Source organism: Mesorhizobium sp. M0664 (assembly GCF_040320565.1).
Lineage (GTDB): Bacteria > Pseudomonadota > Alphaproteobacteria > Rhizobiales > Rhizobiaceae > Mesorhizobium.
Window position 1 is genome coordinate 37,269 of record NZ_JAMYPW010000033.1, and the last position, 20,738, is coordinate 58,006.

Here is a 20,738-nt window from a genome sequence, read left to right on the forward strand (position 1 = left end):
GAAGGCGAGACTAACGCATTGCCAGCCTAGAGCAACTTGGATTCGAACAGTCGCCAGTTCCCTGGCGGAACCGGCGACCGGACTGCATACCAAACGCGTTCGGATCAGAGCGTGGCGGTTACTGGAGCTTCCTCGGGTCGCCCGCGGACGGCCGCGCGGCATTGCGATGAAGCAGCATGACCTGCTCGGCGTCCGATATGCGGTCGTAAATCGGCTCCAGCGCACCATCTTCGTCGAGCGACAGAGCACCCGACAAATCGGGTGAAAGCACCGTTAGCTTCTGCCTGATGCCCGCCAGTTCCTCCATGCCGAGCGCCAGCCAGTTGTTGGCGCCGCAATAGCTGGCGAAGTCTTTGCTGGCGAGAACGCTGTGCGGATATTTCTTGGTCAGGGTCTGGAGGCGCTGGACCTCGTTTACAGCCGAGCCGAAGACAGAGAATGTGAGCCGGTCGGTAAGCCCGACATTGCCGAACATCACATTGCCGACATGCAGCCCGATACCATAGTTTATGTCGCTCAATCCCTGCTGCTTTCTGCGCAGATTAAGATCCATCATGCGCGCGGTGGCCTTGTGCGCTGCTGCAAGAGCAGCCTGGCAGGCGATCTCGGACTGTGAACGGTGCCTTGCGCAAGGGTAGACGGCAATGAAGCCATCACCTATGAAACTCATGATCTGCCCACCCTTGCGATTGAAAGGTGCAGCAGCGGCGTCGAAAAACTGGTTCAGCGTATCGATATAGACTTCGCGGCCGGAGGTTTCGGCAAGTCTTGACGACCCGCGCATGTCGCCCATGACCAGTGCCGCCCGGATTGTATCACCCTCGCCGCGCTTGATCTGGCCTTCGAGCACGCGCCTGCCGGCGTCGCCGCCGAGATAAGTGGTCATCATGTTGTCGGCAAGCTTGGTGAGCACCGCCATCTTGGTTGCGATAGCGAGATGGTTCTGGATACGCAGCAGCGCCGAAATCATGCTGTCGCTGAAGCCTGCAGCACTGTCGGTGGACCAAGACCCGATCATGCCCTGACTGGTGTTGCCGCTGAAGGGATGGACAAAAGCCATGTAATCGGTGACGCCCATCAGCTTGAGGTCATCGAAAACAGGAAATTCCGACGGCACCGACGGGTCGAGCCGGCGCCGCAGATGGTCCAGCTTATGGCTGAGCAGATGGTAGTATGGGCTGGTCAGGAATCTGTCGGAATGAACGCCGTTCTCCTTGCGGAAGCCTTCCACTTCCAGGCCCTGGCCGCGGAGCCAGGTGAAGCCGAGCGCGTCATAAAGCGGATGAAGCATCGAAAAGCTCAAATGCACCCGCTTCAACGGCAGGCCGGCAGCAGCCAGCCGTTCACAAAAGCCCCTTACCAATGTTTCCAGGTCGTTGCCCGCCAACGCCGATTGGGTCAGCCAATCGGCAACCTTATCCATGAGAATGGCAGAAATTTCTGCTTGCGCTGTGCTCATGCTATCTCGAAATCTCCTTGATCCGCCACAAATTCGCCGGCTCGGACGCCGTCAGGCCTTCACCACCGTCTCTCGGGCTAGCCCGAGGCGGCCAAAAACATTGCGTGTGTCGACGATCAGTAGAGCGTGATCCGCGATCGCCTGATAGTCGATCGCGTCGTGGTCGGTTGCAACGACGACAGCGTCGAAATCCTTCAAGGCCACCTCGGTCAATTCGACCGAGCGACGCCCCTTGATCGCCATATGCTCCCGTGTGGCCGGGATTTCGGTAACATGCGGATCGTGGAATTCCGCCTTGCCGCCCCATTCCTCGATGAGTTCAATGAGCCGCAATGAGGGGCTTTCGCGGATGTCGGGCACATTCTTCTTATAGGCGAGCCCGATGATGAGAATGCTCGAGCGGCTGAGCGCCTTGCCGCAGCGCCGGTCCAGCGCCTTCGCCAGTTCATCGACCACATGACGCGGCATGGCCGTGTTGATCTCTGCCGCCAGCTCGATGAAGCGGGTCGGCAGTTCGTATTCGCGAGCCTTCCACGTCAGGTAGAAGGGATCGATCGGAACGCAGTGCCCGCCAAGTCCAGGGCCGGGATAGAAAGGCATGTAGCCGAAGGGCTTGGTCTTTGCCGCCTCGATCACCTCCCAGATGTCGATTCCCATCGCACCGAGCACGATCTTCAACTCGTTGACGAGGGCGACGTTGACCGAGCGGAAGATGTTTTCCGTCAGCTTGACCGCCTCGGCGGTCGCCGTGGTGGAAACCGGAACGACGGTCTTGACCACGCCATGGTAGAAAGCCTGCACGAGCGTCGCCGCTTCAATGCCGTCACCTGCCACGACCTTGGGGATCGTCGCGACTTCAAAGCTGCGGTTGCCGGGATCCTCGCGTTCGGGCGAGAAGCCGAGGAAGAAATCTATCCTCGACTGCAAGCCGGTTTTTTCCAGGATGGGCTTGATCACGTCGTCGGTGGTGCCGGGATAGGTGGTCGATTCCAGCACGATCAGCTGGCCGAGACGCAGATGCTTCGCGATGGTGCCTGCGGTGTTCCTGACAAAGGAGAGATCCGGCTCGCGGTGTTTCGTCAGTGGTGTCGGAACGCAGATGATGATGACATCGCAGACGGCCAGTTCGGCAAAATCCGCAGTGGCGCGGAACTGTCCGCTTGCCACCTGGCCGGCAAGAGCTGTCGACGTCACCGCCTCGATGTAGGATTGGCCGTTGTTCAGGCTCTCGACCTTCTGGCCTTCGATGTCGAAGCCGGAAACCGGGAAGCCGGCGCGTGCGATCGCAACCGCCAGCGGCAACCCGACATAGCCCAGTCCGATCACGCCGACTTGCGCGGCACGCGTCGAAATCCGGTTCAGAAGACGGTCATATGTCGATCGTGAGGCGTCCAAAAATCTGCTTCCCGTCAATTCGGACAGGCCGTCCGCTTCCATGGTGAGGCTCACCGCTCACAAGAGCCCCGAGGCATATTGCGGAAAATCGATGTCCGCAAGCGTCAGACCGGCACCTTCGCCTTAAGGCTTGCGGCAGCCATCGCATAGCCGCCGGCGGCGCCATCGATGAAATGAACGTGATCGCGCTGCAGCGGCGATGCGACGAGGCATGTCATCAAGGCCGATTTCTGGCGGTGCAGGCCATAGTTGCAGATGCCCGCCTCTTCCGCCTGTTTCAGCCGGTCCTCGATCCGTTGCAACACATCCGCGTCAACGTCGATGGTCATCTTCAAGCCATCGTCGAACTTCCGGAAATCCGAATTGCTGGCCACTTCGCGTTTGTAGATCTTCGGATCGAATCTGCCGATCGTCCAGCCATATCTATCCGTAACAGCCGTAAGAGTCATTAGGAACACTATCCACAGCTTCGACAGCCACCGCCGTCCTGCCGGCGCCGTGGCTCGCGCTTCGATATCGAGGCCGGCGGGCAGCATACTGTAGTCCGGCCCGTTCACCGGCACCGGGTGGCCATCGCGTTCCTGCCTGCCGGCAAGGGCGATGATGTCGGAAACCAGAAACTGAAAACCGCGCAAGTCGCGCGACGCCCCCGGTATGGCTATGATCGAGACGATTTCGCCATGGCGGGCTTCGATCGGGTTCCAGCGGCACGAGAGGCCGGTCAGGTCCGGCCGCGCGCCGGCCGGCGCAGGATCGATGCGGTAGCGCCCCGCTTTCATCTCGGCTTCCGCCCAACTGCCACCACCTCCGGCGAACATGGCATAGAAGACCGCATCGGAGGCCTGGAACCTCGCCACGCGAACGTCGAGGCCTTGCGCTCTTATATCCTTTATCGGCACGATTGCGGCACGCAAGGTCAGGTCCAGTTCGTCCGCCACCCATCTCTGGACAGCCGCCAGCGCGTTGCGGGTGATCTCCAGCGCCGAGCCGGGAAACGCCACGAGCGCACCGTCGCCGCCGAAGACAAAGGGAAGATCTTGCCTACCCAGCGCATTGAGCAGCGCCGAAATGACGCTGGCACCGGCCATATTGACGGTTTTATAGCGCCCCGCCTCGATCGCCTTGGTCGAGCCGACGATGTCTGCGGTGGCCAGCGCCCAGCCATCGGGGAGAGGCCGATAGTTATCGATATCGGCAACGCTTTCGAACTTTGCGAAGACCGGCAGAGAAGCGACAAACGGATCGGACGCGGCAGCTGTTTCCATGAGCATCAAATAGCACATTCCAGTGCTTGAGGGTGAAGTCGATCATGCTTCGAAATTGACTTGCGCAGGCTTTCCGATGATAGGGTCCGGCGATGCGAATTGCCTTCTACGCGCCGCTGAAGTCGCCCAATCATCCCGTTGCCTCCGGCGACCGCCAGATGGCACGGATGCTGGTCAAGGCACTGGAGCATGGAAGGCATAGCGTCGAATTGGCATCCGAATTGCGCTTCTATCTACGCGAACCGGATTCGAAAAGTTTCGATGCGCTCAAGATCGAGGCCCGGGAGGAAGCCGCGCGGCTGGCAAGGCTTTGGGATCGTGACGGCAAGCCCGATCTGTGGTTCACCTATCATCCCTATTACAAGGCACCCGACCTGATCGGGCCCGAACTGGCGTTGGCCTTTGGTGTCCCCTATGTGACAGCGGAAGCCTCCTATTCGAGGCGGCGCAACACCGGTTTGTGGGCCGATACGCAAGCGTTGGTGGCGCGAGCCGTCGAACAGGCGGCGCTGAACATCTGCTTCACGCAAAGGGATCGTCAGGGACTGGCAGATGCGGTACCCGACGCCGCTTTCGGCATGCTTTCGCCCTTCATCGACACATCGCTATTCCGGGAAACGCCGGCGCGGGGTTGTCCGTCGCGCCTCGTTACCGTCGCCATGATGCGCCCGGGCGACAAAGTCGAAAGCTATGGCATGCTGGCGCAGGCGCTCGGTTCGATCGGTCACCTGCCCTGGACGATGTCGGTCGTCGGGGACGGACCTGCCCGCGAGGAGATCAAAGCGCAATTCGCCGGCTTGCCCGCCGACCGTATCGAATGGCTTGGCGCGATTGAGCCAGCCGCCGTGCCGGATGTCCTCTACAGTGGGGGAATTTACGTCTGGCCGGGTTTCGGCGAGGCCTATGGCGTTGCCTATCTTGAAGCACAGGCCGCCGGCCTTCCGGTTGTGGCTCAGGACATCGCCGGCGTGCCGGAGGTCGTGCGGGATGGCCAGGCCGGGTTTCTCACCCCGCCGGGCGATGTGGCGGCGTTCGCTTCTGCCATTGAAAGGCTTCTGGCCCGTAACGACGAAAGATCCATCATGGCCGCAGAAGCCAGACGTTTCATCCTCGAAGAACGTTCTATCGGTGCTGCGGCGGCGCGTCTGGCCGAACTTCTTGCAAAGATCCCGGCCTCATGACATCCGATCAGATCTGGCAACCCTTGGTGGAGGAACTGGCGAGCCGGCAACGGGCGGACCGTAAGGCAGAGTTCTGGCTGCGCGACGATGACGCCGTGGATCCGACGCCTGCGCTTGATCGGTTGCTCGACCTCACTGGTGAATTCGCGGTTCCGGTGACTCTGGCCGTCATTCCCGCCCTGACTGACGAGAAGCTTGTCGTTCGGCTTGACGAGGCGCCGCATGCCACGGTCGCCATCCATGGCTGGGCGCACCGAAATCATGCGCCCGAGGGCCAGAAGAAGCAGGAGCTCGGCGCGCATCGGCCACGCGAGGCGGTGCTCGATGATGTGGCTCGCGGGCTGGCGCACGTAACCGGCCTGCACGGCGCACGTGCCGTTCCGATGCTGGTGCCACCCTGGAACAGGATCGACGCCGGCTTGGTATCCGACCTTGGATCGATAGGATTTTCGGCATTGTCGGTCTACGGGCCGCCAATGCCGGCTTCACTTGCGGTCATCAACAGCAATGTCGACATCATGGATTGGCATGGCACGCGCGGGTGCCGCGATCATGGCCTGTTGGTTCAGGCTATCATCGCGCACTTGCAGCATGCATTCGATAGGGGCGAACCGGTGGGCCTGCTCACCCACCATCTCGTACATGATGAATCGGCCTGGCTCTTCCTCGAACGGCTGTTCACAGTCACCGCACAGACTGAAGCCTGCGCATGGCTTCCGATCAGGACATTGATCGGGCGCAGCGCCGGTGGAACAATTCCAGGAAAGTGTGAACGGTTTCCGTCCGGAATTGCGTCAAGACAAAGAGATAGAGGAAAATAGCTCAGCGCTTTTTGCGCAATGAGACTGGAATGTTGAGCGTCTGGCCATCCCGCGCGGCAAAAGCGCCGGTAAACCTGTCCTTGGCCAGTTTCTGGATCTTGTCCAGTTCCTTGTCGGTGCGTGTCGGATCGTGGTGAAACAGCGCAAGCCTCCGCGCACCTGCCGCCTCACAGAGTTTGACGCCCTGTTGCCACGTCGAGTGCCCGTAACCGCGGCGGCGTTCCATTTCCTCCTCGGTGTAGGTGCAATCGTAGATGACGAGGTCGGCATCTTCGATCAGGCCGAGCACCGTCTGATCGAGTTTGTCCGGGTCGTGCTCAGTGTCTGTGATCACCGCCACGACGCCGCCACCCCATTCGACCCGGTAGCCTATGCAGCCGCCCGGATGCATAAGACTGCCGGTTCGGACCACCACCCCTTCGCGCGGGCGAAGCACGTCTCCGGATACGAAATCGCGATAGTCGAGGCTTGCCTTGCAGGCCTCCAATTTCACCGGAAACCACGGCGGCCGCATGAACTCATCGACCATCTGCCGGGTCGTCATGTGTCCTGCAAGATGCCCGGACCAAAGCGTAACCTTGGCGCCCCGGTCATAGATCGGCGCAAAAGACGGCAGCCCGATGATGTGATCGTAATGGCAATGGGTGAAAAGCAGGTCGAAATCGGTCACGCCCAACGCCTGAAGCGCCGCGCCGGCAGGCCGTAGGCCAGAGCCTGCGTCGAACAGAAGCGTATGCTTGCCGCATCGCATCTCGACGCAGATTGAGTTGCCGCCATAGCGAGAGAATTCTGGCCCTGATACCGAAATGCTGCCGCGGACACCCCAAAACCTGACCTGGAAAACGTTGTCGTCCATGCTACCCCTTCGCCCATCATATCCAAACAACTGCTGCTAGGCGAGACAGGCTTTCTCCGGGTGATCTTCTCAGCGAGAGGACAGTGCCGTCACGACGGCGAGGATCGAGCGCACGTCCTTCGTTATTTGGCGCTTCGTGCGTCGATGAGATCCGCGGTCGTATGGCTTAGGCGATCGGCAAGAACCCGCAATATCTCGATGGTCATTTCCGGGAACTCCCTCATAAGCCTCAGGAAATGATCCTTGCGGATTCTCAGGGCTTCCAGCGGACTTGCCGCTCTGACGGTGGCAGTGCGGGAGCTGTTGCACAATATGGCGATCTCGCCAACGATCGAATTTGGCTCCAGTTCGGCAACTTTTATCGGTCCGCTGTCGGAATCGACAAGAATATCCGCCCTGCCTGAAAGGATGACATAGGCGGCGTCTCCCTCGTCGCCCTGCCGGAAAAGGATCTGGCCGGCGCTGTAGCTCACACGATCGGATGTGAACGCAAGCAGCTTGAGCTTTGTCGGCTCGATGGCAGAGAACAAGGGAACGCGTTGCAGCATTCCAACTTCATCCTTGAGCAGCATTGTCGCAAACCTTCCAAAATTCGCGTTTGCCAGACTAGAGCAACGGACGCCCAGATGGAATCAATTCTCTTTCCGGGATGGCGAGACAAACCACGCGAAAGGTGGCGAGCCCGATGTCGTGCACCGGCAGAATGATCCCATCTGAATGTCCGTTGCTCTATGACAACAGTTCCTTGAAGATACCGTTCCCTGCCAAAAGTGTCTCGTGTGTTCCGTCTTCCGCCAATTGACCCGAGTCGAAGACGATAACGCGATCGAACATCATCGCCATTGCCGGATTCGTCACGACCCACACAATTGCCGGCGAATGGCCGTCGCGCCTGGCTTCCTCGAGCACATTTCGCAGCACCTTATCCTGCATGCGCTGGTCGAGCGCCGACAGCGGCCGGTTGAGAATGAGAAAATCGGGACGCTTGAGCAAGGCCCGGGCAACATCGAGCTTCTGTCGCTGTCCACCGGTCAGCCGCCTGCCGCCGGAGCCGACGTTGAAGTCCAGGCCGACATCCAGAAGTTCGCCATAAAGCCCAAGTTCGTCAAGAATGTCATAGACGATGGAGCGTATGCGGTCGGGCGCGTCGGGATGATTGTTGCCCACACGCCCGAACAGGACATTATCCATGACGGTGGCCGCGGCAATGTATTTGGCAGGATCATACCGTTCGACCGCATTGTGCAGCTCGGGCGGCAGGTCTTCATAGAACCGGTTGCGTGCAGCGACGATCTTGCTCATCAGCTCGTCGCTCAGCAGGCCGAAGCGGTGCCGGGGCTCGATGTAGGCAAAGCTCAAGGTAACGATCATGGCGCGATCGTTCTCCGAAACCGCCTCGTAGGGACGGTTCTTGAGCCGTTGCAGCAAGGTTTCGTAGGCGGGTATCTCCTCCGCGCTCATGAAGGCGAGCTGCTGGAAGAACTGGTGATCGGGCGGCAGGTCGGCAAACAGCTCGATCGCCTGTTTGGCGATCTCCAAGCCCATTTCGTAGAGCGTTCGGTCGAGGCCGGCTTGCCTCAGCACGGAAGCAAAATAGGGATTGGCCGCCAGGGCCCTGTCGGCCAGTTCAGGGCCGGCGGCAGCGCCGAAGAGCAGGTTTTGGCCGATCGTTGCTTCCTTGTTGTAGGCGCCCGGTTCGAAAGGAACCACCAGTCCGCTCAGCCCCTCTTGTTCCAGCCGGGTCCGCAGCGCCGCACGCAGTTCGACGATCCGCCTGGCAAGCTCCGTGTGACGCGTGAGGTCGGCCGAAGAGCGCAAGCCGAGATCCAGAATGTCACGCGACAGAACAACCGCGTCGAGCACCCGGCGCACGGCTTCAAAGAGGTCGTGCGGGCCGGTAGCGCCAGCGGAAGCATAGTTGATCCAGTCGCTGTGGATATCAAGATCCGGATTGCCCGACCGGCGCGCCTCGTGAATGTTCCAGCGTTGCTGATCTGCCGCAGCACCGTCATAAGGCACCGATGTCAGCGGCGCATGCTTCAACCCGTAGAGCAGGTTGTCGCGGAGGCTTGCCTGGAACAGGAAAACATCCGACGAGGCATACGACATGCGCCGGCCGGTTACTGCTTCGGGGAGTTCAAGCAGGTCGTCGGTGCCCGAAGCGACCCTTCCGCTGTCCGGCCAGGTCAGCCGCGCGAAGGCTTCTGCAAGCGCCTCCGCTCCACCTGTTGCGGTACTGACCAGTGCCACCGTCTCACCCGGCTTGACCTGGAGGGAGATACGGTTGAGGAGCATTGCACCACCATCGTCTGCTACGGACAGATTGATCGCCGACAGCGGCTTGGTCATCGGATCGGGATCGTCGATCGTCAATGCCCCGATTTTCGGCGCGATGAGACCTTCGACGGTGAACTGTTCAACGACCTGTTGATATTTGACCTGGACATCCTGCCGATCCTGATCCCAGTCGATCAGTTCCTTCATCGGTCCGGGCAGGTCCTTGTAGGCGCCGATCACGGCCACGAGCTGGCCGACGTCCAGCCGCCCCTCAAGGACCAGATACCCGCCGATCATGTAGAACAGAAAGGGCGTGAGCTGCGCGAGAAAATTGTTGAGGAACTTCACCATGAATTTCCATTGGTAAAGATCGAAGCGGATCTTGAAGATGAGCCCGAGCCGGGCAGCTATGTCGGCGCGCTCGTAGTTTGATGTATCGTGGACGTGAACCGCGCCGATGCCGTCGACGATTTCGCCAACCCGGCCCGAAAGCGCGCGCGCCGTCAACTGCCGTTGGCGCCCGAGCACGATCAGCCGCCGCCGCATTCGCGGGATGAGCACGATCTGGATCGCCACGATCACGACCGCTATCATTCCGAGCCAGACGTTCTGGATCATGATGAACAGCATGGCCGTCAGCGCTTGGCCGCCGAGCAGTACCGGCTGCAGGAAGGCGTCGCCGATGAAGCCGCCCAGCGGCTCCACCTCGTCCTTCACCATGGTCGCCACTTCGGCGGATTTCACCCGCTTGAAATAAACCGGCGGAAAACGCAGCACACGGTCGACCAGATCGAAGCGGATACGCCGCAGCATGCGTTCGCCGAGGCGGCCCTTGTAGGTGTTGATGTAGAATTTGAACAGGCCGTTGATGACGACTAGCAAGAGGAACACAAGGCTCAGGGCAAACAGGGTCTCCTTGCGGTCGAGCTGAAAACCGGAGAAGAACTGGACCTCTCCAACGAACGGCAGGTTATAGTGTAGCCTCATGAATGGCTGGGTCGCGCCCGGTTGCTCGAAGCCGCGACCTTGGATCGGTCCGTTGACGATCAGCTTCGGCAGGTCGAAGGACATGAAATACGGGATCATCGAAAGCACGACGATCATCAATATCCAGAGTTGCTGCTTCTTGGTGTGCGTCCAGATATAGCGGGCTAGGCTGGCTTCCATATGCGACTGTGGACCCTTCAGTTGGAAGGATGCAGGATGTAAAAGCACCTGCTGGCGAATGGCGTATCGGCAATTTCTTCATCGCCAACGACAAGCTCGAAGCTGCTGTGCACGGACATTGTCCTGCGCTCAACGATGCAAGAAACCTGCGAGGCGGCGCGATCCAGTTCCGACGCATGGTCGATGGCATCGACATGGGCATTGTTGATCGGCGAAGACAGCGGCTGGCCAAACGGTCCGCGGCTTTCGTAGGGCTTTGGCGAACAGCCGAGCGGCACGAGGCCGCAGCTGCGCGGCTGGTGCTGGCGGATGGACGCCGATGATCCGGACAGATGCAACAGGCTCTCTCCGGCACCGGGCAATAGCCAAGCGGCTTGCAGCATGATCACGTCCGCGGAATCAAACAGTCTTGCGGGAGGCAAGATTGCGTTGTGTCGCCCAAAATCCCAACATACAAGACGAATTATGATGGATGTCACGCAACCACGCAATGCCATGGACTGGCACGAGCAAGCCTTAGACCTCACGCGGGGAATTGCTGCTTATGTCAACTGCCCTCTCGTGGCAGGGCTGGCGCGGGTCGTCGCCAAGCATCCGAAGGCCGATATCGCCAACGCCTTCAACCACAAGCAGGTCGCCTGCAAGATGTGGGCGCTCGACAGGCTGTTCGAAAGCGGCGGCGGCCGCTTCGGACGCATATGGGTTCTGGGTGGATGGTACGGCGTATTGCCGGCAATGCTTTTCAACGACGCCCGCTTCGACATCGCGGCGGTCGATAGTATCGACATCGATCCCGAAGTCGCGCCGGTCGCCCGGACCCTCAACCGGGAAGCCGGCGACCGGTTCCGGGCGCTGACGGCAGATATGTACGCACTCGACTATGCGGCCGGGCGGCCCGATCTGATGATCAATACGAGCTGCGAACACATAGCCGATCTGCGCGCCTGGCTTGCTCTGCTTCCGCCGGGCACGAATGTACTGCTGCAATCGAACGATTATTTCAGCGAGCCGACGCACATCAACTGCGTGGCTTCGCTTGCAGCCTTCGAGGAAATGGCGGCGCTACGGGAGGTGCGGTTCTCCGGCGAACTGCCGACAAAAAATTATACGCGCTTCATGCTGATTGGAACTGTTTAATGCATTTCGCCCAAAAGCGCGTAGCGGTTTGGGCCAACGACACGCATAAAAACAGGACTTGAAGCGCGTCGCACGAATCTCACCAGACGCGACGCGCGTTAGGGCATTTGCAGGAAAGTGTGGAAACGGCTTTCCGTCCGGAATTGCGTCAAAACAAAGAGACAGAGCGGTTCTGCGTGAAACGATGAACCGCTCTAGGATCTATCGTCTGTTTAATCATGAACTTTTCCGAAACCGGGCCCCACGTTTAGGGACCATGTTCGATGCCGCTCGCGCAGGATTTGCGCGGAGCGACGCGCGCCTTCCAGATCGAGACGATGCGCAGATGGCGTCGGTTCCACAAGCGCTTGTTCGACCGCTTGCGCCAAACCTTCAGGCGTCAGGTCCTTTTCCATCAGCACCGTTGCAAGACCGAGTTCTTCGAGCATCAGGGCGCGAACCGTCTGTTCGGTTTCCCCGCCGGCTGCAAATGGGACGAGCAGGGAGCGACAGCCCGCGCGCAGGACATCGCAGACCGTGTTGTAACCCGCCTGCGAGACTGACAGGCGGGCGCCGGTCAGCAGGCTGGCGAAATCCTCGCGGAACCGGAAGATGGACAGGCCCGGCGTGGCATCGCGTGCGATCGCGTCAAACTCGTCTTTCGGCAGGTTTGGGCCGGTGATCAAACACCATTTCCAAGCGTTGTTGGCATTCCGCGCCGCTGCGATGGTGGATCTGACAAGGCTCTTTCCGGCAGCCCCGCCGCCAACTGACACCAGAACGTCGAAGCGCTCGGAGGCCGCGGGCGACGGCGGCGCGGCAACGAGCCCCGTGTAGGTGACCTCGGCCCTGATCGCCCCAGCCAGTGGAAATGTCTTGTCGATGGTTGCGAAAGCCGGATCGCCGTGGACCATAACAAGATCGAAATGCCCGTTGATGAGATCGACCGTTTCCTCGTTTCGGCCCAGCTTGACGCGCTCCTGGAGGATATCACGGACGGACGTCGCCAGCAGCGGTCTGGGCGACGTCGCGTCGATGGCCTCGATCAGCGGCAAGAGTTCGAAACGCATCTGCCGGCGTCCAAATGGAAACGCCTCGACAATGACGATATCAGGCCTGCAATCCCGGAATGCCTGCAGCAGCATCTCTGAACGCCATTTCTTGAAATCATCGTCGATCGGGTTGCCTTGCAGGTCGACAAGTCCCGAAAATCCTTCATCACCGGAGGTGACAGGTGGCAGAGTTACAGATTGTACACCCAGTCCCGGAAACCCGGCGATCGGCGCTCCGCCGGTCACGACGGTAACGTCAAACCCGTCATCGACCAGAGCCGCCGCAATGCGGCTGGCGCGCGCGAGATGGCCGATGCCGAGCAGGTGCTGGACATAGAAGAAAGCGCGCAGCCGCTTCATTCGGCGGCCCGCCACTCCCGCTCGAACAGTTCCTTGAGCTGTCCAATGCTTGCCATATGATCGAAATTGCCGCGCACGCGCCGCTCTGCGGCGTCGCCGAGGCGGTCGCGGAGCACGGGATCACGGATCAGGCGCTCCAGCGCCTGTGCCAGGGCAATCGGGTCTTCCGTCGGAACCAGCAACCCCGTTTCATCCGGCGATAAAAGCTCCGGCACGCCGGAAATATCGGTCGACACGCAGGCAAGCCGCTGGCTAGCCGCCTCCACCAGAACGTTCGGCAGACCGTCGCGGTCGCCAGTTGCGGTGATCCTGCAGGCCAGGGCGAAGATGTCGGCACGGCGGTAGTGCTCAAGCACCTCCTCCTGCGCAAGCGCGCCTTTCCAAGAGACGCGACCATCCAGGCCGAGCTTTTGCGCCAGCGCCTTGCACCGTTCCAGTTCTTCGCCGCCGCCGATATGCTCGAAACGCCACGCCAAATCGCCGGGCAACAGGGCAAGGGCCTCCAGCAACGTATCGTAACCTTTCTTTTCAACGGCGCGCCCGACACTCAGAACGACAACCGGTTCGTCCGGAGCCGAGCCGTCATGCTGCTTTCGCGCCTCGCCGAAACTGCCGAAGCGATCAAGGTCGAGCCCATGATAGCTCAGATGCACAGACGAGTTGCCGTTAGCGAGTTTTTTCAGACGATCGAAGCCGGTTTTCGTGCAGGTGACCGTCCAGCGCGCCGAGGAAAGCTTGCCGGCCAGATCCCAGTCCGCCGAAGTCCAGATGTCCTTGGCATGGGCAGAGCAGGTCCAGGGCTGGCCACGAAGCTGGCTGGCATAGCGCGTCACCGATGCAGGCGTGTGCGCGAAATGTGCATGCAGCCAGCCCGCGTTTTCCGGCCATTCGGCCGCCAGCACGAGCGCTTGCCCGAAGCGGCGCGCGCGATTGCGCGTAAAGTCGCGGGGCATATCGGCAGCCAGCGATCCGAGCGCGCGCCAGAAGCCCGGACGCAGCACATAGGCAAACAGCGAGCGAAGCACGCGCAGCGGCTCTTCATGCAGATATTCCGGCAGATAATGGACGGGCGCTTTGATCTCGTCATGCACGGGGTGGCGTTTTTCGTCGGTCGGCCGCCTGAGCGCGACGAGTATCAGGTCGAACCCCGCACGCTCAAGACCGAGCAGTTCCTGCGCGATGAAGGTTTCGGACAGCCGCGGATAACCCTTCAGAACCACGACGATCTTGCGATGTTGCAACTCAGGTCATTCCTTCAATGACCGAAAGGTGATGGCCGGCCCGCCGGTCGAGCAGTTCCGCAACGATTTCGGAAATATGAGGCAGCCCTTCCAGCGTCAGATGCGGATTGCTCTGCGATGGGCGGGGCCGGTCCGGCAGCACCTTCAGTGCATCAGCAAACCGCCGGGAATCCTCGGCTTCTTCCGGCAAAAGCATCTCGATGAGGCCGAGTTCGGCTGCGCGCCGTGCGCGGATCAGTTGTTCCCGGCGGGGCTCGACGCGCGGCACGATCAGCGCCGGCTTGTCGAAAGACAGTATCTCGCAATAGGTGTTGTAGCCGCCCATCGCCACTACCGCCTTGGCGCCGGCAATCAGGTCTTCCATGCGGTTGTCGAACTCGATGATCTTGATGTAAGGGATCTTGGACCCCTTCTTGAGCAGCTTGTTGCGCTTGCGCGCCGGCATGTAAGGCCCAAGCACGATCAGGGCTCTATGCTGCAATTGCGGATCCTGCTGATAGGCATCGATGACGTCGTGGATCAGATCGGCGCCGTCACCGCCGCCACCGGTAGTAACGAGGATATAGTCGCCCTCGGGCCGGTGGCCGGGCAACTCGTTCCGCTGCAGGCTCCGTTGCAGGAACCCGACGAACCTCATCTTTGCCCTGACAGCCGGGGGCACATCCAAGCCCGTCAACGGATCGTAGAAATCCGGCGGACCATAGGCCCAGACCTTGTCATAGAAGACGCCTATCTTGCGCATCACGTCTCTGCGTGCCCACTCTGCTTCGAGCAGATGCGGCGCATCCATCACCTCGCGCAGGCCAAGCACCAGCGTGGTGCCCCGCGTCTTGAGGTAGGACAGCGTGTCCTCAATCTCACCGCGCAGGCCGAGCGGTTCCTTGTCGACGATGAAGATATCGGGCCGGAAGGTCTCAGCTGTATGGCGGATGATCGACTGGCGCATCCTTAGCGTCTCATGCAGATCGATGTCCTTTTCCAGCGAGGTGTATTCGCCGTTGCGCAGCTTGATGACGCTGGGGATCTTCACGAAGTCGACACGGGCGCGGTAATCGAAGGCGCCAGCTATAGTCGCACCCGAAATGATGAGCACCTGAAGTCCGCGGAAATCCTCGACCAGTGAATGCGCGATAGTCCGGCAGCGCTGCAAATGGCCGAGCCCGAACGTGTCGTGGCTGTACATGAGAATTCGAGCGTTTTCTGCGTGCTGGGTCATTGTTGAACGTCTCTTAGAATTCTCGCCTTGAGGACCGTGAGCGACCCGCAGGATTCGAAATCATCCTCGCGGGTCTACCGACCTGTTCTGAAACATGAGGGCGCAATTTTCAATTCGTATTACAAAGAGGGTCCATATGCTGAAACCAGGAAGCTACGTCTGCTCAGCGGCCTGCTTGCCACGTGGTCCAGAAGAACCTGCATCATTTCACTGGTATTGACCATCTCGGATTCTCGGCGGCCTTGACCGCTGCGAAAAACGTGGAAACTCCAGAATGGAATAAGATATGGGCTGGGTACTTCACTTCGAGCGTCTAAGCCAAGCTCCTAAACCATGATGTGCCTTGGCGGTGGGAAGCCGGAGCGTTGACGGAGTAGGGGACGCGTTCGAACCGCCTAGATCTTGACTTCTCAGACCAGAATCTAGGGGTCAGGAGTTCGACTCTTTCCGGGCGAGCCAATTGAACTCACTAGCTTTTTGGACGCCATGGGCGCATGAACTCGCCGATTGCAGGCGTGTCAAAGCTGACCTGTTTGCCGCCAACGACAGCGCCGGCCTTCGGGCCAGCATCCGAGTCTTCGATCCCTTTTCCGGTTGTACCGCGCAGGTAATATTCGGCTTCCATATATATTCGAGATTGAGGGCGAACCGGAAAAAAATGTCTTCGCCTTTGACCTCATCCTGTGCATAGGCCCGGGAAACCGGGGCAAGGCCGGTGGCCGAAGCGAGCGTTGCTCCCAGGCCAAACTGCAACGCGCGGCGGCGCGAAACACGAAATGCAGGCGTGACGCGGATCATGGCTTCCTCCCAAAAGCCCGCCGGCATCAAACATTTTGGCACCTCAAAAGCGCACCTGCGCTCCCAACTTCAGGAGATGTGGAATGTTTCTCAATCGCCTTGAATGATCTCACCGATGGTCGAGCAACTAGGTTTCCTCGACCCTAGCCTGATGTCAGCCGACGCACACTGCGCTGTAGCGGCGCCGGATCTGCCGGCAGCAAAAATCCCGCCGCTGCGGTCGTCCGAAGTACGCTGTCGATAAAATCCAGGACTTTTGCGTATCGATTTCGGACCAAGGTCCGTCTTGTAGAATACTGTATTTGAACAAAGCTAGGTAACAGCCGACTTTCGGATTCGAAAGTCCTGACGTTTTTCATCTGAAACCCATCCTGGCGGGAGGGCGACTCGAAGGAGGAACTATGAAAACGCGCACCTGTCTATTCGCGACTGTAGCCGCTCTCACCCTTGTCGCATCTCCGGTACTCGCTGCTCCCGGGGGCAATGGCAATGGCAACGGCAATGGCGGCAGCAACGGTAACGGCGGAAACTCGGCCGGGGCCGGCTCGCAGGGACACGGAGCCGCCACTTCCGCCGCGGCCAAGGACAAGTCGACGACCGGCGTTGCTCATGCAATGGCGGTCGTTGCCACGACACCGGCCTCACCGCAGGCTACGCTGGCCTTGCAGGCAGCGCTGGACAGGAAGGCCGCGAAAGACGCGGCAGACACTGCCGACGACACCTCTGACGAAACCGAGTAAGCATTCCAAACAGACCACTTGTCGCGTTGAAAGCCGTGGTTCGCCGCGGCTTTTTCGTTTCCCGACGACGAACTCTCAAGGTGAACAGCGCTTCCAGAAAAAAGCTGCTCCACGGCGGCACTGAAGCTACGCTAAGGCCAAACGACGCCGCATCGGCGTCGGATTCGAGTGCATTCGAGGAGATCCCATGGCCGGCTTTGTCGACCGCGAGCGCGCAACTGACCTGATGCAGCGCGCCGGCATCGAGGCGCTGGTGCTTTGCGAGCCCGAGGCGTTCCAATATGCCACCGGTGCCTGGATCGGCCCGGCCGGCCTGTTCCGGCGGGCCGGTGCCGGTTTCGTCGTTATTTCCAAGCGAGGCGACCTGCCGCTCGGCGTCGTGGTGGCGGATTTCCAGGCTGCCCGGCTCCGGGCGGCGATGGCCGGCGCCGTGCTGCGCACGCATGCGATCTGGATCGAATCGGCGTCGCTCGAGCCGGCGACGGCCGACCGGCCTGTTGCGCAGCGCATCGAGGCCGGCCTGGTTGGCCGCGCCCCCGGTTTTTCACGTCCGGCGACCTTCGAGCTTGCCCGCTCCGTCCGCGAGCTGAAAACGATCCTCGCAGAATTCGGGCTGGAGCGTGCGACGCTCGGCATCGAGCTGGATTTCGTCTCGGCCAGCGATTTTTCCGCGATGCAGGCAATGTTGCCGGGCACTGCCCTGGTCAACGGCTCGCCGGTTCTCGACAGGCTGCGGGCAATCAAATCGCAGAGCGAGATCGACCTTCTGCAGCAGGGCATCGCCCTGTCGGAAGCCGGCCTGTCGCGGCTGCAGCAGCATGCGACGACCGGCATGCGTCAGTCTGAGCTGGTCGCGCTTTACCGGCAAGGCGTCGCGGATGCAGCCGCCGGGTCGTCGCAGCAAATCTCGACGGCGGAATACGTCACGCTGGGCGCTCGCCCAAAAGGCGCCGACGTCGTCGCCGCCGCCGGCGATCCGCTGAAGGCCGACATGGTGTGCAGCGTGAACGGCTATGCCTCGGATATGTCGCGGAATTTCACCTTCGGGCCGCCGTCGCCCGAACAGGCCGAATTGCATGCGATAGCCGAACGCGCCTTCGCCGACGGGCTTGCCGCGCTTATGCCCGGAAAGCCGTTAGCCGCCGTGCATCGCGCCGCCAGCGAAAGCCTGGCGCGCCAGGGCCTGCGTTCCTATCGCCGCGGCCATTTCGGCCACGGCGTCGGCAATTCCGTGTTTTCCGAGCAATGGCCGTTCATCTCGGCCGACAGCAATGTCGTGATCGAGGCCGGCATGGTGCTGGCATTCGAAATCCCGCTCTACATCGACGGTCTCGCCAGCTTCAATCTCGAGGACCAGTTCCTGATCACCGCCAACGGGCCGTCGCCGATGAACCGCCTGCCGAGGCGCCTGGATATTATCGCTTGAATCCAGCCGTTATCTGGCGCTGGCCACGCCCCTGCGGAAATCCGACGGCGACATGCCGGAAAGCTTGCGGAACGACTTGTTGAAGGCACTGAGCGAGCCAAAGCCCGATTCCATGGCGACGCGCAGCACATTGGCATCCTGATGCATCAGCAGCGCCTGCGCGTAGCTGAGGCGCAGCAAGTTCACATATTCATTGAGCGTCATGCCGGTCGATTTCTTGAATATGCTCATGGCGTATTTGGGATGGATATCGGCCGCCGCGGCGATGTCGACGCAATCGATCTCGTAGAGGAAATTCTCGGCGATGAAGTCGCACATGCGCCCGACATTGCGCAGCGATTGCTGATCGAAGGGACTGCCTATCTCCTGTTCGACCGGGGTTTCGGGCACCAGCCGGTAAGGCTCGAAGCGCACCCGCTCCAGCCGCAGCAAAAGCTCGTTGACGGCATGCTCGGCCTTGACCGGGTCGCCGGAGCGGGCATAGCGATTCCAGCGCTCGAAATTGTGGTCGTCCGACCGGTCGGTGGCGTCGGTCACCAGCGTCGCGCCGGTCATCAGCCTGTTGCGGACATCGACGGGCAAATGCAGCCGGAAGAAATGCACCAGCGGCAAATGCGCGCCGGCATAGATGGCATCGTCGGACGCTTCGTCCATCTGGTGCGGCAGGCCGCCCCAGAACAGGCACATGTCACCCGCAGAAAGCGAAAGCCCGTGCCCGTCCATGCGGTAATGCACGGCGCCGCGCACGATGAAATTCACCTCGACCTGGGCGTGCCAATGCGGCTTTAGCATCACCAGGGGCTGGGTGTGGAACATCTGCAGCAGCAGCGGCAGGCCCTCCACGCTGCTGGCGCCAGGCTGGTAAAACGGCCTTTCCGGCATCTTACTTTCCGCTCATTTCTTATTCCCTTTGTCGCGGACAAGGCTTTCCCGAGGCCTAGTCTAGCCACGCTCGCAAACAGAGAGCAACTGAAATGGGAGGATTTCAATGCGCATAAAATTGACCTGCGCCGCGCTCGCGCTTGCCTTGGGCTCCAGCCCGGCCTTTGCGCAGTCCGGTGAAATCACGATCTGGAGCTGGAATATCGCCGCTTCGTCGCTGAAGGCCACCATAGCGGGCTTCAACAAGCAGTATCCCGACATCAAGGTGACGGTCGAGGACCTTGGCAACCAGCCGACCTACGACAAATCAATCGCCGGCTGTGCCGCCGGCGGCGAGGGGCTGCCTGACATCGTTACGATCGAGAACGGCGAAGCCGAAAACTACTGGAGCCAGTTCCCGGATTGCTTCGTCGACCTGCATACGCTCGGCTACACCGCGGAAGACCAGGCAAAATTCCCCGACTTCAAGCGTACCGAGCTCGAGGTTGACGACAAGGCCTATGCGATGCCCTGGGATTCCGGTCCAGTGGCGATGTTCTACCGCCGCGACTTCTACGAGAAGGCTGGCGTCGATCCGTCCTCGATCAAGACCTGGGACGACTTCATCGCCGCCGCCAAGAAAATCCAGGCCGCCAATCCCGGCGTCACGATGACCAACGCCGATTTCAACGGCGATTCCGAATTCTTCCGCATGATCTCCAACGAGCAGGGTTGCGCCTACTTCTCCGCCGACGGGCAATCGATCACGGTCAACCAGCCCAAATGCGTCGATGCCATGACCAAGATCAAGGAGATGAAGGACGCCGGCATCATTTCCTCTGCCGACTGGAGCACCAAGATCACCAACAACACCGCCGGCAAGGTCGCCACGCAGATGTATGGCGGCTGGTATGAAGGCACCGTGCGCACCGAATCGCCCGATGGGGCAGGCAAATGGGGCGTCTATCTGATGCCGAGCCTGACCGCCGACGGTCCGCGCGCCGCCAATCTCGGCGGCTCCTCGCTCGCCATCACCTCGGTGTCGAAGAACAAGGAAGCCGCCTACGCCTATCTGAAATACACGCTTGCGACGAATGAGGGCCAGATCACCATGCTGAAAGGCTTCGGCCTGGTGCCGTCGCTGATCTCGGCGCTCAACGACCCTTATGTCTCCGAGGGCCTGCCCTATTGGGGTGGCCAAGCCGTGTGGAAGGACATCCTCGGCACCTTGCCCAAGGTCGTCCCCAGCCGCGGCACGCCGTTCCAGAGCGACGCCGAAATCATCATCCGCGCGGTGCAGACCAAATATCTGGCCGGCGGCTATCCCGACGCCAAGGCAGCGCTCGACGATGCCGCAAGCCAGATCGCCGCGGCGACCGGCCTGCCCGTCAAGTCGTGATCTAGACGAGGCGGCTCCGAGCGCGCGGCGACGGATGAGGGGTGCTCCAGCTTGGCGCCGGCGGCACTCCGGCCATCACCCCTCAACCGTCTCGGCGCTACGCGCCGA

At 60.7% G+C, this 20,738-nt stretch carries 17 protein-coding genes and 1 pseudogene; 6 read left to right on the forward strand and 12 right to left on the reverse strand.

The genetic code is table 11. The annotated features are described in order from the left end of the window. Positions 1-118: 118 nt before the first annotated feature. The 3 genes from NKI39_RS23905 to NKI39_RS23915 form a co-directional block, all read right to left on the reverse strand. Positions 119-1,459, reverse strand: a complete 1,341-nt coding sequence (locus NKI39_RS23905; RefSeq protein WP_352470889.1) for an adenylate/guanylate cyclase domain-containing protein — start codon at positions 1,457-1,459, stop codon at positions 119-121. A gap of 51 nt (positions 1,460-1,510) precedes the next feature. Continuing rightward, complete coding sequence (locus NKI39_RS23910; RefSeq protein WP_352470890.1) at positions 1,511-2,854, reverse strand: nucleotide sugar dehydrogenase; 1,344 nt, start codon at positions 2,852-2,854, stop codon at positions 1,511-1,513. A 104-nt stretch (positions 2,855-2,958) separates the two neighbouring features. Continuing rightward, on the reverse strand, positions 2,959-4,137 hold the full coding sequence (locus NKI39_RS23915; protein ID WP_352470891.1) for a DUF3095 domain-containing protein: 1,179 nt from the start codon (positions 4,135-4,137) through the stop codon (positions 2,959-2,961). Between the two features lie 74 nt (positions 4,138-4,211). Between NKI39_RS23915 and NKI39_RS23920 the strand changes: the two genes are divergently transcribed. Next, on the forward strand, positions 4,212-5,300 hold the full coding sequence (locus NKI39_RS23920) for a glycosyltransferase family 4 protein (protein WP_352834878.1): 1,089 nt from the start codon (positions 4,212-4,214) through the stop codon (positions 5,298-5,300). Beyond that, a complete protein-coding gene (locus tag NKI39_RS23925) occupies positions 5,297-6,121 on the forward strand; it encodes a polysaccharide deacetylase family protein (protein ID WP_352834881.1) in 825 nt (274 codons plus the stop codon). Before NKI39_RS23920 ends, NKI39_RS23925 begins: the two co-directional genes overlap by 4 nt. A gap of 1 nt (position 6,122) precedes the next feature. Here the strand turns inward: NKI39_RS23925 and NKI39_RS23930 are convergent, their stop codons facing one another. From NKI39_RS23930 to NKI39_RS23945, 4 genes are all read right to left on the reverse strand, one after another. After that, complete coding sequence (locus NKI39_RS23930; RefSeq protein WP_352834883.1) at positions 6,123-6,977, reverse strand: MBL fold metallo-hydrolase; 855 nt, start codon at positions 6,975-6,977, stop codon at positions 6,123-6,125. Between the two features lie 122 nt (positions 6,978-7,099). Then, the gene (locus tag NKI39_RS23935) at positions 7,100-7,549 is read right to left on the reverse strand and encodes a cyclic nucleotide-binding domain-containing protein (RefSeq protein WP_023675957.1); all 450 of its coding nucleotides are present in this window, start codon (positions 7,547-7,549) and stop codon (positions 7,100-7,102) included. 157 nt (positions 7,550-7,706) lie between these two features. Then, positions 7,707-10,421, reverse strand: coding sequence for an ABC transporter transmembrane domain-containing protein (locus NKI39_RS23940; protein ID WP_352770398.1), 2,715 nt, complete (start codon positions 10,419-10,421; stop codon positions 7,707-7,709). Between the two features lie 17 nt (positions 10,422-10,438). Continuing rightward, positions 10,439-10,759: a hypothetical protein gene (locus NKI39_RS23945; RefSeq protein WP_352491729.1), complete on the reverse strand. Its 321-nt coding sequence runs from the start codon at positions 10,757-10,759 to the stop codon at positions 10,439-10,441. 130 nt (positions 10,760-10,889) lie between these two features. On the opposite strand from NKI39_RS23945, the gene NKI39_RS23950 reads away from it, so the two are divergent. Next, positions 10,890-11,558 carry a class I SAM-dependent methyltransferase gene (locus NKI39_RS23950; RefSeq protein WP_352470917.1) on the forward strand — a complete coding sequence of 223 codons (669 nt, stop codon included), beginning with the start codon at positions 10,890-10,892 and terminating at the stop codon, positions 11,556-11,558. Positions 11,559-11,770: 212 nt separating this feature from the next. Here NKI39_RS23950 and NKI39_RS23955 read toward each other — a convergent pair whose 3' ends face one another. The 4 genes and pseudogenes from NKI39_RS23955 to NKI39_RS23970 all read right to left on the reverse strand — a co-directional run. Next, positions 11,771-12,949 carry a glycosyltransferase family protein gene (locus NKI39_RS23955; protein WP_352834886.1) on the reverse strand — a complete coding sequence of 393 codons (1,179 nt, stop codon included), beginning with the start codon at positions 12,947-12,949 and terminating at the stop codon, positions 11,771-11,773. After that, positions 12,946-14,190 carry a glycosyltransferase gene (locus NKI39_RS23960; RefSeq protein ID WP_352834889.1) on the reverse strand — a complete coding sequence of 415 codons (1,245 nt, stop codon included), beginning with the start codon at positions 14,188-14,190 and terminating at the stop codon, positions 12,946-12,948. The genes NKI39_RS23955 and NKI39_RS23960 overlap by 4 nt, the downstream gene beginning before the upstream one ends. Before the next feature lies 1 nt (position 14,191). Beyond that, on the reverse strand, positions 14,192-15,406 hold the full coding sequence (locus NKI39_RS23965; RefSeq protein ID WP_352450264.1) for a glycosyltransferase family protein: 1,215 nt from the start codon (positions 15,404-15,406) through the stop codon (positions 14,192-14,194). Between the two features lie 490 nt (positions 15,407-15,896). Further along, positions 15,897-16,204, reverse strand: a pseudogene (locus NKI39_RS23970) (ferritin-like domain-containing protein); the annotation flags it as partial. Between the two features lie 401 nt (positions 16,205-16,605). On the opposite strand from NKI39_RS23970, the gene NKI39_RS23975 reads away from it, so the two are divergent. Together NKI39_RS23975 and NKI39_RS23980 are read left to right on the forward strand one after the other, a co-directional pair. Next, positions 16,606-16,944, forward strand: coding sequence for a hypothetical protein (locus NKI39_RS23975; RefSeq protein ID WP_023675950.1), 339 nt, complete (start codon positions 16,606-16,608; stop codon positions 16,942-16,944). 187 nt (positions 16,945-17,131) lie between these two features. Beyond that, the gene (locus tag NKI39_RS23980; protein WP_352834892.1) at positions 17,132-18,370 is read left to right on the forward strand and encodes a M24 family metallopeptidase; all 1,239 of its coding nucleotides are present in this window, start codon (positions 17,132-17,134) and stop codon (positions 18,368-18,370) included. 9 nt (positions 18,371-18,379) lie between these two features. On the opposite strand, the gene NKI39_RS23985 is transcribed toward NKI39_RS23980, so the two are convergent. After that, positions 18,380-19,252: a helix-turn-helix domain-containing protein gene (locus tag NKI39_RS23985; protein WP_352491733.1), complete on the reverse strand. Its 873-nt coding sequence runs from the start codon at positions 19,250-19,252 to the stop codon at positions 18,380-18,382. Between the two features lie 106 nt (positions 19,253-19,358). Between NKI39_RS23985 and NKI39_RS23990 the strand changes: the two genes are divergently transcribed. Next, a complete protein-coding gene (locus NKI39_RS23990; RefSeq protein ID WP_023675947.1) occupies positions 19,359-20,630 on the forward strand; it encodes an extracellular solute-binding protein in 1,272 nt (423 codons plus the stop codon). The last annotated feature ends 108 nt before the right edge of the window (positions 20,631-20,738 follow it).